Below are 14,788 nucleotides of genomic sequence, written 5' to 3'. Positions count from 1 at the left end.
GTCATTGTATCTTTGATCACTATTTTCTCAGATCTAGCTACAGCCGTTATCGTAGGTGTCATCGTCTCTGCATTGATTTTTGCTTGGGAAAAAGGAAAAGTTATCTACGCTAATGTTGAAGAGGATGTTGCTGGAGAAAAAACCTATAAAATCAACGGGACGATTTTCTTTGGATCTGTTCTTAATTTTAAAGACATCTTTGATTTCGATAATGACCCAGAAGAAGTCATACTGGACTTGAAATATGCGAAAGTATCCGACTATTCGGCGGTAGAAGCCATTAGTTCGATCACTAAACGCTACGCTGAACAAGGCAAGCAATTCAAAATCGTTCGGCTAAGTGATGACTGCAAGAATCTGTTCCGTAATGCAGACGTACTGGCCTCTGTCCATATAGATGATGTAGACACGGACTTGATCGAATTCCCTTACGTTTAAGGATTTATACTTGATAAAACCGACAGAAATCAACTCACCCTTGATTTCTGCCGGTTTTTGCATTGAAATAACGTTCTTCAGAAGATAGCTTTTTTGGTGACTCCTCATTTCTTAGCCAACTTTGACTGGTCATTATTAATTCAAATTAAATACGAAAAAAAGCATTTGATATCTTGCATCAAATGCTTTTTTCATTATTGAGTGATTACTCCACCAATTTTCAACATAAACATGTTCGCCTTCAACTATGTTTCTATCGTGATTCACACTTCTCTTATTTGAAATAATTGATTCCCATTGCTTCCTTCACTTCATCCAAGGTTTGAGCAGCAACAGCTTCTGCCTTCTCACTGCCGGCTTTGAGCATTTCCAGTACAGCCCCTCTGTCCTTCGCAAATTCCTCGCGGCGTTCACGGATGGGTTGTAGTTTAGCCTGCAGGACATCATTCAAGTAACGTTTGATTTTTACGTCACCCAAACCCCCCTGACGGTACTGGTCTTTCAACTCCTGAACCTTTTCTTTATCTTCGTCAAAGACGTCCAGATAAGTAAAGACGACGTTGCCTTCCACTTGACCGGGATCTTCGACATGTATATGTTTGGGATCGGTGTACATTTTCATTATTTTCTTTTGAACATCTTCAGCACTGTCAGATAAGTATATCCCGTTATTAAGTGATTTACTCATTTTACCTTTACCGTCGATACCGACTAAACGGCCTTGGCCTTTTGGAGGTAAAATGATTTCCGGTTCGACCAACACCTCTTGCCCATATGTGCGGTTGAAATCGCGTGCGATTTCTCGAGTCTGTTCGACCATCGGTTTCTGATCTTCACCAACCGGGACGTGGGTCGCTTTAAAGGCCGTAATATCTGCGGCTTGACTCACTGGGTACATGAAGAAACCTGCCGGAATACTTTCGTTGAATCCCTTTTCCAAGATTTCAGATTTAACTGTGGGGTTACGTTGTAAACGAGCAACAGTCACTAAGTTGAGGTAATACATTGTCAATTCAGGTAACTGCGGGATCTGAGACTGCACAAAGATGGTTGTCCTTTTGGGATCCAGTCCTACTGCCAAGTAGTCCAAGGCTACTTCCACTAAGTTCTGCTGTACTTTTTCAGGATTTTTAGCATTATCTGTTAAAGCCTGTTGATCGGCTATCATGACAAAAACTTTATTGTTTTCGTCTTCTTGTAATCTCAAACGATTTTGGAGTGAACCGACATAATGTCCCAAGTGTAATTTGCCTGTCGGACGGTCTCCTGTTAATATGATACGTTCCATGTTTAATAATCTCCTCATAAATAATCTAATTGGTCTAATTGTATCTTAATTAGCAAAGAAAAAAAAGGAGCAAAGCCCTCTTCTTCTTGTCTTTAAAGCTTGTTTTCTCGCTATTTCCGTCACTTTAGTTCACTATTAAACGCTTAGTTATTAAAACCTTTTTTCATCCACCATATATTTAAAGCAATGAGTCCGATCAAGACTCCCCATACGGCATAAGGGACAAAAGCTTGAACCAGGATCATGATAAATGAAATGATAAAGACGGGCACAAAGAAGATCAGACTGGACATGCACCCTTGATTAGCTTCCGAGGCTGCGTATTTTCTCGAAAAAGGTAATTCCTGACTTGACCGCTTCATTTCAAAATACAGAATGACACTCATCAGTAAAAAGCCATTGACCAGTTGAATAATATAGGTTATACCTGTCAGTATAATGATCAAACCGCTGATGACCGAATACATCGGTAACAGGATCTTGATCAGCATGACCTTCGTTACAGCCCGAAAAAAGGGGCCTTTTGCATGCACTGGACTCAATTCGAATTGCCAGCGCCCTTTATAATTCACTGAAAACTGTGTCGCCACAGCAATCATCGGAATCGCCAGCATGGTAAAGTATGGCAAATACAGAAAGGTCAGTGTGTTTTGAGCGGTGATGGGTTGATCCCCTCTCAAACTGGAGAAGAACATGACCACCGGGAATACCATCGCACTGGCGATCGAGGGATACAAACGTGTTTTGAATTCCCGTTCGTTTTTCGTTAACTGCCAGGTGAAATGGAAATAAGCTCTTTCCAGCGAATCAAAGCTCAATGTTTTGGCGGCAACCTTTTCTAAAACAGACCGATTGGACGGTTGGGTTTTCCCCTTGTTCATCTTCTGCAAGTTGCTGTCGATTTTATCAATATTAAAGTGATAGAGTACAGCAATCGTTATAGTTCCTAAAAGCAAGAACAGCGTGTATACCACATAAACGGTTTGAAAACCCTCCTGCACTAGTCCAAACGGTGCGACAAACCACATCGGGAAAAGCAACGCATGCCCGACGGAAAGGTTCATCTCAACCAAAAATGTTTCCGGATCGATCACTTCAAATATTTGACTTATCAAGTAATAACCCATGACCATAAAGACAGACAAGCCAATTTGACTGTACGCTATGATATTTTTGAGCCGTTCACCATCGAAGTGTTTCAGAACCGTCGCGTACATCACGATCGTTAATCCGAGCGACCACAAGGAAGCTAGAAAAGTTAACATAATCAGAATCAATCCAGCCAGAATACCATTAAAATAAAACGTTGCTAACATTACGGCCAGGCCGATGGCGAAAGTAAATGAAACAAGATAGATCGCCACATGTGTCGCCTTGGCCGCTCCAATCGTCTTTTGCGACACCGGTTTTGTTCCTATCAGCTCCGAGTCTTTCACGTCCAGTAATATATTGGAAAAATTGGCCAGCATGGTCGAAAATAACATAACAAATATATAGCTGAAATAGGTTGTATACTGAAAAATCCAATTGTCGTAAACAAATAATAGCAGGAAGAACACACTGATAATGGTGTATACCCACAAGCTTGAGAAGAAATGGTTTTTCTCCTCATTTTGCTTGGCTTTGGAACGCATGCCCTGAACGGCCGCTTCTTTGCGGCTATCCATGGTCATTTTCATTTTGAGTATGGTCCGCATTTGCCTGTAATCTATCCCAAACTTTTGGTAGACCGGTGCTAATTTATCTATTATTTTCAAATAAACTGGTTCTTTGGCTCGCTCATCCATGCCTAAAACCTCACGCATCATGAGTGAATTCCCCTTTCATCCCACTGAGAAATTGATCAGCCAATGCTTCATGTTGATCAAAACCGGTCAATGTGTTGAATAGTTGTTCGAGAGTTCCTTCTGCTTCTTTCTTCAATTCACTGAACGGGCCATCCGCAATCACGTATCCATCATGCAAGATCAAGATCCGGTCACTCAACTTCTCGACAGTATCCATGACATGTGAAGAATAAAAAATGGTTTTTCCTTCTTTTTTCAATTTAACTAACAGTTCTTTGATCACTTGGACACTATTCGCATCCAATCCGCTTAACGGTTCGTCCCAAAATAAAATATCCGGATTATGAATCAAGCTTGAGATAATTAGGACCTTCTGACGCATCCCTTTTGAAAAGGTGGATAAACGTCCGTGAAAGGACTCTTTGATTCCTAAAGCATCCATCATTTGACTGGCTTTTCCGATAATCTCTTTCTCTTCCATGCCATACAATTCGCCGACAAATAATAAGTATTCTTTGGCAGTTAACGTCTCATAGAGCTCTGCATTCTCCGGCACATACCCGATTCTTGCCTTGTAGGCTACGTCGCCGGCATTCAGCGGTTGATTGAATAACCGAATGGTTCCTCCATCTTTTTCCAACATCCCTAAAATTATTTTTACGGTCGTACTCTTGCCTGCCCCGTTAGGTCCTATGTAGCCGATTATTTCTCCTGGCATAACAGAAAAGGTGACGCCCTTCAGCACCGGTTTCCCATCAAATTGTTTCGTCACATCGACTAGCTCTACGATCGGTTCCATAAAATCCTCCTTGAATCACTTTGACACTAGTTTATCATAAATCTGTAAGGTAAAGGTTTTAATCTATGATTCTTAAACAAACTATGCTAGTCTATACTTAACATAACTTGAAGAAGGTGATTAGATGTATCAGAGAACTTTCAGGCATGCGACCCTTTGGGGATTGTTATGGCGGTCATTTTTTGCCTTAATGGGCGTGGTTTTTCTGACAACCAATCTTATTCTTACGTTTGGTCAAGATCATACTCCCTTTATAAGGACATTATCTGATAGTTTGCTCTATTTCCTGGTTTATAAAATAGTCATCTCACTGATGAAAAAACAAGCACTGAGTATTCGGTCCGTCGCGAAATCCAATCCGAAAAAATGGGATGAACTCCTAAAAATCAGCGGTTGGACACTGTTGACTGCTGTTGTGGCAACAAGTTTTTCAATATTTCTGTTGACTATTACATCGTTTATCCCGAATGCTTTTAAAATTATTATCCCTTACATTGACCAGTTGACCGCCGAGGATGACATTTCGCTTTTTTATCTCTTTGTTATTGCAGTGATCGCTGCCCCCATTGTCGAAGAAATCGTCTTTCGTGGTTATATAATGAATAAATGGATCGACAAGTATTCGCTCAAGAAAGGCATCGTTTATAGTTCCTTACTCTTTATGTTCTTTCATATCCAATCCTTTTTCATTCCTCAATTGCTCATAGGTCTGTTGTGCGCACTTGTTTACGTTAAATTCAACAATCTCTTTTACGCCATTTTCACACACAGCCTGTATAATTTCCTTGTCATTTTACCAGTTTTTCTCGTGCCTGATGATGGAGATGTTGGTGTCGAGAGCCTACTCACCCTATCAGAAGAACTACCTACTGATTACCTTGTTTTTTCAGCTATATTCATCATTGGCTTTTTGCTCATACTCCTTTTATTTAGCAAACTGTTCCGCTCGACTAAGAATCAGTCCAGCCCTTATGTGGAAAATCTGTTTCAGTAAAAAAAGACTGTTACGTCTATAGAAGACGTGACAGTATTTTTATTTCCCTTCCCATTCATTAAAAAACTGGGTGAGGTAATCTTCCATAAAAGCGTGCCGTTCTTCAGCTATTTCTTTGGCAGCGTCTGTGTTCATTAAATCTTTCAGCTTTAATAATTTTTCGTAAAAATGATGTACCGCACTCGTTTTACCTTTACGGTATTCATCTTCCGTCATATCTTCTCTCACTGACAATTCAGGATCGAACAGAGGATTCCCCTTACTTCCTGCATACGCAAAACAGCGGGCGATGCCTATGGCTCCAATGGCATCCAGGCGGTCTGCATCCTGGACCACTTGCGCTTCGATCGTATGTAGCTTTCTGCTGTTACCACCTTTGAAAGAAATAGTTTCGATAATTTCTAATATCTTTTCGCTGTCGGTCGAAGAAACACCGACACCGTCAAGCCAGTACATGACTTCTTGAACCGCTTCATCTTTATTAGTGACCAGTTTATCATCGATCAAGTCGTGCAGTAAAGCAGCCAATCCGACTATAAATCGATTAGCCTTCTCTTTCTCTGCCAAGTTGAGAGCCATTTTCCAGACGCGTTCAATATGATACCAGTCGTGTCCCGTTCCTTCATTGAGAAGTTTTTCTCGAACCATCTGCTTCGTATCGTTAATAATTGCTTCATTGTTCATTAGATCATCGCCCCTGTCTTTTTATTCACTTTAACATAATTACACTATATTGGTCTTAAAAAATCAATAAATTCTATTTATCCGGACAGCTGTAGTTAAAATGTTAAGTTCAGCTTTTTTTGGTTATATTTAGTATTCTCAATAGTAAAATCGCTTTATTGATAACCCAAGCCTGTTTTCTCTCTTCAGTCTTTACTATAGGCGCTTATACTATCAACTCAAGCTTGCCTTCACTCTTCAGTCTTTACTATAGGCGCTTATAGCAGCTACTCAAGCTTGCCTTCTCTCTTCAGTCTTTACTATAGGCGCTTATAGCAGCTACTCAAGCTTGCCTTCTCTCTTCAGTCTTTACTATAGGCGCTTATAGCAGCTACTCAAGCTTGCCTTCTCTCTTCAGTCTTTACTATATGCGCTTATAGCAGCCACTCAGGTCTGACTTCCTTTTTCAGTCTCTATTATAGACCACTGAAGTGACTAATCGCATATTATTTTCTCAAGATTATCGAAAGAGTCTTATTTGATTCTAAATTATCTTACCAACCATAGAAGCTGGTTTGAGTTATAGTGTTCATGATTTATTCTTCAGTCTCACACAGGTTTTACTCATCAAAAAAAGACCTCACGTTTAAATGAGGCCTTCTAAATTCACGCTTATTTTTTTATGACCAATTGAATCGCTTTTTGAATATTTTCTGCCTGTTCATCTGGATTCGTCGATGGGTTCTCAAGACATTGCTTCAAGTTTTCCGCAACGATCAATCCCATGATACGGTCAACGCTTGACCGAACAGCTGATAATTGTGTGACAAGATCTGAACATTCTTTTTCCTCTTCCAACATCCGTTGAATACCTCTGATCTGACCTTCAGTTCGTTTCAAGCGATTAAGAATGCTTTTGTCACATTTCACCATATTATTCGATGTCTCCTCTCCAAGCTGACATGCCGCCCATAATGTTAACAACAGTATACCCGTTATTGCCTAAAAAGTCACACGCAACTGAAGAACGTGCTCCAGATAAACAAACGACATATTGTTCTTTATCTTTCTCGATTTTATCTAGGTGTTGAGCAAATTCACTTAAAGGGATATTGATTGCACCAGGAATATGTCCTGATGAAAATTCACCCGCTTCTCTTACGTCGATGACATTTACTTTTTCTTTTTTTTGTTTTTGTCCAAATTCGTCCATACTAATTGAGTTAAACAATTTCAATTTCCTCCAATTTTAAAATTTCTATTTCTTCAGGTTTCACTGTTTGATAAAGCGCAAACGCACCATCCAAGTTTTTTACATTATAGCCTAATTGTTTGAGCATTCGTTCGCCGATGTAACTTCTTTGACCACTACGGCAACTGATTACGTACGCTTGATTTTTATCCAGTTCATTCACGCGATCACGTAGATCATTGAGTGGTATATTGATGGAATTAGGGAAGCGACCTGACGTTTCTAGTTCTGCTTCGCTGCGCACGTCTAAAAGAACGGCGCCGTTTTCTATTTCCTCGTTCAATTCGTGCCATTGTACTGACTCGCTCATGCCTTCCATAACATTAAGTGCAGCATAACCAATCATGTTGACTGGGTCTTTTGCTGAACCAAACGGAGGTGCATAAGTGAATTCCAGTTCTGGTAAATCATGCACGGTCAAGCCAGCTTTAATAGCTGTTGAAATAATATCGATGCGTTTATCTACACCTTTACTACCGACGCCTTGTGCGCCATAAATGGTTCCGTCTTTAGGATTGAAGACAAGTTTCAATGTGATATCTGTTGCGCCAGGATAATAACTAGCATGACTACTGCTCAGCGTGTGCACAGAAGCAACATCTAAACCTGCCATTTTGGCCATACGCTCATTTAAGCCAGCTGAAGCAGCTGCAAGTCCGAATACACGAACGATGGCTGTCCCGATACTGCCCTTATTTTTACGTTTCATTCCGGCAATTACATCTGCCACTTGACGTCCTTGACGGTTTGCAGGTGAAGCAAGTGAGATCAAAGCGTCGCTGCCCGTTATTTGGTTTTTAACGACAATAGCATCTCCGACGGCATAAACATCAGAAAGACTTGTCTCATAATTTTCATCCACTAAAATACCGCCGCGGAAACCGAGCTCGATACCCGCTGATTGTGCCAGTCTGTTTTCAGGTTGAACCCCGATAGACATCACTGTCATATCCGTGGTTAATTCACTACCGTCTTCCAAGACAACGATTCTGCCTTCTTCTTTGAAAGCGACCGCTGATTGTGATGTAATGACTTTGACTCCGTTTTCGCGTAATTCATTTTGCACAAAGGCTGCCATTTCCTCATCTAATGGCGGTAAGACATGAGGAGCTTTTTCAACGATGGTGACGTTGATCCCTCTGTGTTTCAAGTTCTCAGCCATTTCGATACCGATAAATCCGGCACCCACAACAACGGCCTCTTTAGGATCTGTTCCATCAATACGTTCCATGATTTGATCCAGGTCTGGCACATTTCTCAACGTATAAACATTGTCGCATTCACTTAAGCCACTGATTTCAGGAACAAACGGTCTTGCACCGGGCGATAAGATCAACTTATCGTAACTCTCAGTTGACACTTCACCATTGTGTTTAACTGAAACTGTTTTGTCTTCTGAATTGATGGCTAAAACTTCAGTATGTGGTCTCACGTCTAAACGGAAACGATCATACAGTGTTTCAGGAGTTTGCACTAACAATTTATCACGGTCTGCGATTTCACCTGACACATAATAAGGTAAGCCACAGTTTGCGAAAGAGACATATGGCCCTTTTTCAAAGATAATGATTTCTGCATTTTCATCTAAACGGCGTAAACGTGTTGCAGCTGACATACCGCCAGCAACACCACCGATAATAACTACTTTACTCAATTAAATTTTTCCTCCTCTGACTGTTCCATTCCATTGATTCATACCGCCACGCACATTCACTACATCAAAACCTTTTTTCTGTAGCGCTGTCGCCGCGCGTTTACTTCTCATGCCTGACTGACAAATAAGGTAAAGTTTTTCATCCGTCTTGCCTTTATATTGCTCTATTTTATTTAAGGGAAAATTTTTCGATCCCGGAATATGCCCTTGGCGGTATTCGCCCGGCATACGCACATCTAATATCATTGGTTTGTTGGTTAATTCTGATTCTAATTGGTTTGTAGTCGCACTTGGTACACGATTAAATAATCCAAACATGCTTATCGCCTCAACTTTTCTTTATATTAAATACCCTACCAGGTATACTAGACCTTATAAAATAGGATGTCAAGCACTAGAAATATAAATCTTCGTATTTTTTTCATCTTTTTTGGTTATAATAGTTAGATAGAGACAAAGGAGACGTTGTTATGAGAAAAGGAACGAAATGGGGATTACTTGGCGCGTTAGGAATAACGACCAGTTTTTTCACTTATGTAAGTACCTATTTTTACAAAACTGCCGTGGGCATCAGTAAAAAAGAATTTGTAGAGGAATACAGCATGGAAGAAATTTACCCTGATGATCCTTGGGAAAATGAAAAAAGATGGTATCAGACTGTAGAAAAGGATATTTTGTTTCAACGTGCTACAGACGGTCTGCTGCTTTCCGGACTATTTATACCTGCAAAAGAAGAGTCCAAGAAACTCGTCATTATTGCCCACGGGTATAGTAGCAGCAACCTAGATATGGCACCTTGGGCGAAACTTTTTTATGATCTGGGATTCAATCTTTTACTTCCTGATGCCAGAGGTCACGGCGAGAGTGAAGGCAATTATATCGGATTCGGATGGCACGAAAGAAAAGATTACGTGTTGTGGATCGAGCAGATGATTGAAAAATTGGGCGATGATCTTGAAGTCGTTCTTTACGGACTCAGCATGGGTGGAGCCACTGTCATGAATGTTAGTGGTGAAGCTATTCCCCTCAATGTCAAAGCGATCGTGGAGGACTGCGGCTACAGTTCCGTATCCAAGGAAATGGCGCATCAACTGAAAACTATGTATAAACTACCGCAGTACCCGATCATCCCGCTGACCAGTTTTATTACAAAAATGAAAGCAGGCTTTTGGTTCGGCGAAGCTAATCCAGAAAAACAGGTTCAAAAGAGTCAGACGCCTCTCTTGTTCATCCACGGTGACGAAGATACTTTTGTTCCCACTTACATGGCTTATGATGTTTATCACGCTACCAACGGTCCTAAAGAGCTCTACATCGTTCCTGGAGCTGCGCATGCGTATAGCTATATTACAGATAAGGATGAATACCGCCTCCGCATCAAGCGTTTCTTATCGCGACATCTCTCCAACATAAATCAAGCAGAAAAAGGCTAGGATACTTAAATCCCAGCCTTTTTTCATTCTATATATACTTTAATCTTTTGCTTTGGGCCAATCATGGTTGTCCGAATTCACTGCGCCAAGAAGTTGCATTCGCCGCTTGCTTATGACATCTAACTCCCGCTGAAAAACATCTTCTGATACAAAGGGAATTCCACTATCATCTAAGCGTTTGATACTCGGACGATTCGGTTCTTTTTCTGAAGAATGTATAAACACTGAAGTCAGCGTATCAAGATAAGTTTCGATACTGGAACGGGTGGCTTGTACTAAGATAACATTAACGGCTCCTTTATCTTTTAAACCAAAATGCAGGAGTGATAAGAGATCATCGAGAACAGCAACACCGACAGCCGAGGCTTCTTCCGGATTTCTACTGTGATAGTAATGCAGCAACTGAAACATGCAAAAAATGCCCTGTATTCGTTTAAGCAAAAATCAAAAGAATAATGACAAGAAAAAAACACTGTATTATCTCGAACGAAACGAGATAATACAGTGTTTTTTTACTCTACAAGTGTTAGATAACGATACAAACTATTTTCGATGGGATTATCTAGTTTTAGGAGCATCTCCACCACGTTTTTCTTTTTACCCTCTCGTGTCGCTTTTTTCAACTCATTAATCGTTTCCTGAACAGGATTAACTTCACCTAAATAATAGAAGTCACTCCCTTCATCATCCGATTTTTTTGCAAACAGACGGAAAGTCCAGCTCTTTGGGTTCTTCAGCTTTTCAACTTCAGGTGACTTTAATGTTCGCGGCGACTTCGTGAACCATTTTAGTGTCGTCGAGTCTAGGAGCTCATCCTCATAAGCCATCAGGGCTCCGGCAAAGTTTTCTCCTTTTTCAAGCGTGACAAAAATAATAAATTCGCCGTTTTTCGCTGTATATCCGCCAATGTTCTGATCAACCATCTGTTCTTCCCAGTTGAGAAGTCTCAGTACATCTTTTCTCCTGTATTTTTCATACAATGTTAACTGTGTATTTGGCTGGTAGGCTGTCGCATTCAATAACCCTGTACCAATAATATCTATGAATAACTTCTCAAAATAACCATTAATTAACGCCGCTCTCATTCCTTTTGACAGTTTGATCTTGTTTTTTTCTATCGAGATAAGTGGGTAGTCTCCATACGTTTTACGGGTCATGCCGGTAAAAAAATTTAAATTCAACGTATTTAGCACAGACTGAATCGTCTTATTATTGCTGATAACACTTAGATTTTCATACCACTTTGTCAACTCTTCAATCGATACTGCTTTTTTTACATCATTTTTCTGATCATCAATTAATCTTTGTAGCAACATTAATTCGTGTTTTCTCATTCCGGGGAGGAGTTCGCGAGACGCAATCATTAAATACATTTGTTCCTCTTCCGTTAGGATTTCTTTATTTTCTTTCATACTTAACAAAAAATCATAATAACTTCTCTTTTTATTTGCAAGCAAGACTGGATCTAGCATTTCTTGTTCTTTAAAGTCTTTAAGGTAAGGGACGCGACCCAAGCGATTGTAAAGCAGCTGAAATGCTTTTCTCAGTTCAGCCATCGAATCCATTGAAGTCTTATTAATCGACTCGAAAATTTTCTTTTTAGCTATCTCTTCAAAATTGATTGAAGATACCCCAGAAATAAAATCGGTATCATACGTATCTTTTCTGACTTTATTTTTATTCCTTGATACATCTCCAGAAAGAGCCATTGGAATGAGGTAATTGTTTTTATAGTTTCCTATGAAATCAATCACTGTGACATATTTTTTAGACGTGTCTTTACGCAGTCCACGACCAAGTTGTTGAATAAAAATAATACTGGACTGAGTGTTTCTAAGCATTACAACTTGATTAATCTTTGGTATATCAATACCCTCATTAAAAATATCAACCGTAAAAATATAATTGATTTCTCCACGTTCTAAACGCTTTACTACTTCTTCCCTTTTCGCTAAAGAATCTTCTCCAGACAAATAAGCGCTCGCTATCCCCCTGGCCTCAAATTCTATAGAAAGAGCTTTCGCTTCTCTCTTACGGCTACAGAAAATCAGTCCTTTGGGTATATTACCTGAACAACCATAATAACTCAATTTGTTTAAAAGATAGTTCACGCGCTCTTCTTCTATTAATTGTGAAAACTCTGTTTCATCTGAAATCAGTTCACCATTTTTTTCATAATCAATCACACCATAGTAATGAAACGGACACAGCATATCTTCTTCTAAAGCTTCCTGTAAGCGAATTTCATAAGCGATATTGTAATCAAACAGTTCAAAAATATTAAAGCCGTCTGTTCGCTCCGGAGTTGCCGTCATACCCAAAAGAAATTCTGGAGAAAAGTAATCGATAACTTTATGATAAGAAATGGCGCCAGCTTTATGTACTTCGTCAATCAGAATGTAATCAAAGTGATCCTGACAAAAACTGCTATAGATAGCTTCCTTTGAAATTGTCTGGATCGTTGCAAACAAGTATTTAGCCTCCAAGTCTTTGTGTGAACCTGAAAGAATCCCATAATCTGAAGGCTTACCACCTAGAATCTTTTTGTAATCTTCTTTGGCTTGATTTAAAATCTGTTCCCGGTGAACGATAAACAGAACACGATTTGGAGAAAACTGATCGACATCAAACGCAGAGAGAAACGTTTTCCCTGTGCCTGTGGCCGAAATAACAAGCCCTTTTTTGGCTCCGCGTGCTCTGAGGCCACGTAGATTTCTTAAAGCATCTCGCTGCATCAAATTCGGTTCAATAATAACAGGATAATCTTCATCCACCACTGATCGCTTAAACTCTATCTGCGGATTGTAATTAAGCGTGTAGTTTTCTACCCAACTTCGTGTCAGTATTTTTGATTCATGCCATTCGTTTTCCATATGATCCTGAATATCTTGAATCATCTGCCCGTGATCATACGATGTTAATTTCACATTCCACTCGTAATTTACTTTCAAGGCACTCATCGTCAGATTCGAACTGCCCACTATAAATGAATGGTTTTTATGATGGGTAAACAAGTAACCTTTCGAGTGAAAGCCTGTTTTCCCTGAAATTCTGACTTCTACATTGGGGATATTCAGTAGGTCAGTGAAAACTTCCGGTTTATTAAAAGCGAGATAAACAGACGTTAAAATGCGTCCTTTGACACCTTTTTTATGTAAATCAGCTAACTGCGCTTTTAGAGCAGCTAAACCGTCCTGCGTAATAAATGCGACCGAGAAGAAAAAATCTGTGCAACTATTTAATTCGTCATGCAAAGCATTAAGCATGAATTCTTTTTTCGATACATCATTAATAATTAATTTTGGATCATAATGAGAGCCTTGAATACGATGATCGATAAAGGCTTTTTTTAATGAGCGCTCCAGCATGTCCGCCATATCTATACCTGTTCTTTCATTAGTTTTTCTACAATCGGAATATCCGCCGGCGCCCATTTTAAAGACATTAACTCTTTGGATTTTAACCACTTAATAGCTTGGTGCTCATATAATGAAGGGGTGCCTTCTATTAATGTACAAAGATAGGTGGCTAAATGAACGCGGCCAAAATCATAAGTATAGCAGGCTTTTTCAAACAACTGATCACTCACTTGAATATCCAGTTCCAGTTCTTCTTTTATTTCACGCTTCAAAGCTTCTTGATGTGTTTCTCCGGCTTCTATTTTCCCACCAGGAAATTCCCACAATTCAGAGAGCGTCATCGATTGACTCCTTTGGGCACATAGTAGTTTTCCGTTTGATCGGATAATCGCTCCGACCACAAAAATATTTTTCATCTCATGCACTTCCTCACTCGTTGCATGCTAGTCTGTTCACACATGCATACGTTTTTCTAGTTCGCTGATGACAGCTTGACGGTGGCGGTAAAAGACGGCAATGGACATCACAAGACTGAAAACTACAGACAATAAACTTGGTAATGCAACAACCACCCAGTTCATTAGTAAAAACACAGCCGGGATCAATCCCAGTATAGCGGCTAGCTGCAGATATAAAACATAATCTTCCGCTTTTAAATTGACAACCTGGATGGAGATAAACATAGCCAGCAAAGCCGATATACATAAGATAGGAATAACAAATGTGAGTGACCACCCCAACCATCCGTTAATATAATCAAAGTATAAACTTAATAGCGAAAACAGAACCAATATATACACTATTCCCTTGACTATGTTTCGTCGTTTTCGAACAATGACATGCATCATTACCCACATGATCATTATGCCAAACAAGACATACTCTAAATTGAAAAATTGAAAGCGCCAGATAAAGTGCGCAACAAAATAGAGAAGAATCATTAAGAATGAACTCAAACTAAGATGCTGTTTTATTTTTTTACGGTTGAACTGCAAAGGGATTTCCGGAAAATCGGACTCTTCGATTATCTCGCTGTCACTTTTTTTTAATGAAGTCTGACAGAGCGGACATTTTTCCCAGTCCCCTTTTACATCAGCTCGACATTTTGGGCAATGCTTCAT

General features: G+C 39.7%; 15 protein-coding genes. 3 read left to right on the top strand and 12 right to left on the bottom strand.

Annotated elements, in window-relative coordinates; translation table 11 throughout:
- The first annotated feature begins 12 nt into the window (after nucleotides 1-12).
- A complete protein-coding gene (locus ACO1PF_RS06050; protein WP_423190423.1) occupies nucleotides 13-438 on the top strand; it encodes an STAS domain-containing protein in 426 nt (141 codons plus the stop codon).
- A 274-nt stretch (nucleotides 439-712) separates the two neighbouring features.
- Here the strand turns inward: ACO1PF_RS06050 and trpS are convergent, their stop codons facing one another.
- The 3 genes from trpS to ACO1PF_RS06035 all read right to left on the bottom strand — a co-directional run bounded on the left by trpS (nucleotide 713) and on the right by ACO1PF_RS06035 (nucleotide 4,312).
- Nucleotides 713-1,726, bottom strand: coding sequence for a tryptophan--tRNA ligase (gene trpS / locus ACO1PF_RS06045; RefSeq protein ID WP_423190422.1), 1,014 nt, complete (start codon nucleotides 1,724-1,726; stop codon nucleotides 713-715).
- A 143-nt stretch (nucleotides 1,727-1,869) separates the two neighbouring features.
- Nucleotides 1,870-3,534, bottom strand: coding sequence for a hypothetical protein (locus ACO1PF_RS06040; protein WP_423190421.1), 1,665 nt, complete (start codon nucleotides 3,532-3,534; stop codon nucleotides 1,870-1,872).
- Nucleotides 3,524-4,312 (bottom strand): ABC transporter ATP-binding protein, encoded by a 789-nt coding sequence (locus tag ACO1PF_RS06035; RefSeq protein WP_423190420.1) that lies wholly within the window; start codon nucleotides 4,310-4,312, stop codon nucleotides 3,524-3,526. Before ACO1PF_RS06035 ends, ACO1PF_RS06040 begins: the two co-directional genes overlap by 11 nt.
- Nucleotides 4,313-4,436: 124 nt before the next feature.
- Between ACO1PF_RS06035 and ACO1PF_RS06030 the strand changes: the two genes are divergently transcribed.
- Complete coding sequence (locus tag ACO1PF_RS06030) at nucleotides 4,437-5,306, top strand: lysostaphin resistance A-like protein (protein ID WP_423190419.1); 870 nt, start codon at nucleotides 4,437-4,439, stop codon at nucleotides 5,304-5,306.
- Between the two features lie 39 nt (nucleotides 5,307-5,345).
- Here the strand turns inward: ACO1PF_RS06030 and ACO1PF_RS06025 are convergent, their stop codons facing one another.
- The 5 genes from ACO1PF_RS06025 to ACO1PF_RS06005 form a co-directional block, all read right to left on the bottom strand.
- The gene (locus ACO1PF_RS06025) at nucleotides 5,346-5,990 is read right to left on the bottom strand and encodes an HD domain-containing protein (RefSeq protein WP_423190418.1); all 645 of its coding nucleotides are present in this window, start codon (nucleotides 5,988-5,990) and stop codon (nucleotides 5,346-5,348) included.
- A 651-nt stretch (nucleotides 5,991-6,641) separates the two neighbouring features.
- A complete protein-coding gene (locus ACO1PF_RS06020; protein WP_423190417.1) occupies nucleotides 6,642-6,902 on the bottom strand; it encodes a metal-sensitive transcriptional regulator in 261 nt (86 codons plus the stop codon).
- A gap of 1 nt (nucleotide 6,903) precedes the next feature.
- A complete protein-coding gene (locus ACO1PF_RS06015; protein ID WP_423190416.1) occupies nucleotides 6,904-7,200 on the bottom strand; it encodes a rhodanese-like domain-containing protein in 297 nt (98 codons plus the stop codon).
- Nucleotides 7,193-8,836: an FAD-dependent oxidoreductase gene (locus ACO1PF_RS06010; RefSeq protein ID WP_423190515.1), complete on the bottom strand. Its 1,644-nt coding sequence runs from the start codon at nucleotides 8,834-8,836 to the stop codon at nucleotides 7,193-7,195. The genes ACO1PF_RS06015 and ACO1PF_RS06010 overlap by 8 nt, the downstream gene beginning before the upstream one ends.
- 39 nt (nucleotides 8,837-8,875) lie before the next feature.
- Nucleotides 8,876-9,193: a rhodanese-like domain-containing protein gene (locus ACO1PF_RS06005; RefSeq protein ID WP_423190415.1), complete on the bottom strand. Its 318-nt coding sequence runs from the start codon at nucleotides 9,191-9,193 to the stop codon at nucleotides 8,876-8,878.
- A 152-nt stretch (nucleotides 9,194-9,345) separates the two neighbouring features.
- Between ACO1PF_RS06005 and ACO1PF_RS06000 the strand changes: the two genes are divergently transcribed.
- Nucleotides 9,346-10,308 (top strand): alpha/beta hydrolase, encoded by a 963-nt coding sequence (locus tag ACO1PF_RS06000; RefSeq protein ID WP_423190414.1) that lies wholly within the window; start codon nucleotides 9,346-9,348, stop codon nucleotides 10,306-10,308.
- Between the two features lie 39 nt (nucleotides 10,309-10,347).
- On the opposite strand, the gene ACO1PF_RS05995 is transcribed toward ACO1PF_RS06000, so the two are convergent.
- The 4 genes from ACO1PF_RS05995 to ACO1PF_RS05980 form a co-directional block, all read right to left on the bottom strand.
- Nucleotides 10,348-10,719 carry a hypothetical protein gene (locus ACO1PF_RS05995; RefSeq protein WP_423190413.1) on the bottom strand — a complete coding sequence of 124 codons (372 nt, stop codon included), beginning with the start codon at nucleotides 10,717-10,719 and terminating at the stop codon, nucleotides 10,348-10,350.
- A gap of 101 nt (nucleotides 10,720-10,820) precedes the next feature.
- Nucleotides 10,821-13,685, bottom strand: a complete 2,865-nt coding sequence (locus ACO1PF_RS05990; protein ID WP_423190412.1) for a DUF3427 domain-containing protein — start codon at nucleotides 13,683-13,685, stop codon at nucleotides 10,821-10,823.
- Between the two features lie 2 nt (nucleotides 13,686-13,687).
- Nucleotides 13,688-14,083 (bottom strand): (deoxy)nucleoside triphosphate pyrophosphohydrolase, encoded by a 396-nt coding sequence (locus tag ACO1PF_RS05985; protein WP_423190411.1) that lies wholly within the window; start codon nucleotides 14,081-14,083, stop codon nucleotides 13,688-13,690.
- 36 nt (nucleotides 14,084-14,119) lie between these two features.
- Complete coding sequence (locus ACO1PF_RS05980; protein ID WP_423190410.1) at nucleotides 14,120-14,788, bottom strand: DUF6320 domain-containing protein; 669 nt, start codon at nucleotides 14,786-14,788, stop codon at nucleotides 14,120-14,122.

The organism is Alkalibacterium sp. f15, from assembly GCF_049389645.1.
Classification (GTDB): Bacteria; Bacillota; Bacilli; order Lactobacillales; family Carnobacteriaceae_A; genus Alkalibacterium.
This window is presented reverse-complemented; position numbering and strand designations above follow the sequence as displayed.

Bases quoted from the DNA above. Each gene is read 5' to 3' on its own strand.
- trpS (WP_423190422.1), bottom strand. From the start codon at position 1,726: ATGGAACGTATCATATTAACAGGAGACCGTCCGACAGGCAAATTACAC.
- ACO1PF_RS06040 (WP_423190421.1), bottom strand. From the start codon at position 3,534: ATGATGCGTGAGGTTTTAGGCATGGATGAGCGAGCCAAAGAACCAGTT.
- ACO1PF_RS06035 (WP_423190420.1), bottom strand. From the start codon at position 4,312: ATGGAACCGATCGTAGAGCTAGTCGATGTGACGAAACAATTTGATGGG.
- ACO1PF_RS06030 (WP_423190419.1), top strand. From the start codon at position 4,437: ATGTATCAGAGAACTTTCAGGCATGCGACCCTTTGGGGATTGTTATGG.
- ACO1PF_RS06025 (WP_423190418.1), bottom strand. From the start codon at position 5,990: ATGAACAATGAAGCAATTATTAACGATACGAAGCAGATGGTTCGAGAA.
- ACO1PF_RS06020 (WP_423190417.1), bottom strand. From the start codon at position 6,902: ATGGTGAAATGTGACAAAAGCATTCTTAATCGCTTGAAACGAACTGAA.
- ACO1PF_RS06010 (WP_423190515.1), bottom strand. From the start codon at position 8,836: ATGTCAGCTGCAACACGTTTACGCCGTTTAGATGAAAATGCAGAAATC.
- ACO1PF_RS06005 (WP_423190415.1), bottom strand. From the start codon at position 9,193: ATGTTTGGATTATTTAATCGTGTACCAAGTGCGACTACAAACCAATTA.
- ACO1PF_RS06000 (WP_423190414.1), top strand. From the start codon at position 9,346: ATGAGAAAAGGAACGAAATGGGGATTACTTGGCGCGTTAGGAATAACG.
- ACO1PF_RS05995 (WP_423190413.1), bottom strand. From the start codon at position 10,719: ATGTTTCAGTTGCTGCATTACTATCACAGTAGAAATCCGGAAGAAGCC.
- ACO1PF_RS05990 (WP_423190412.1), bottom strand. From the start codon at position 13,685: ATGGCGGACATGCTGGAGCGCTCATTAAAAAAAGCCTTTATCGATCAT.
- ACO1PF_RS05985 (WP_423190411.1), bottom strand. From the start codon at position 14,083: ATGAAAAATATTTTTGTGGTCGGAGCGATTATCCGATCAAACGGAAAA.
- ACO1PF_RS05980 (WP_423190410.1), bottom strand. From the start codon at position 14,788: ATGAAGCATTGCCCAAAATGTCGAGCTGATGTAAAAGGGGACTGGGAA.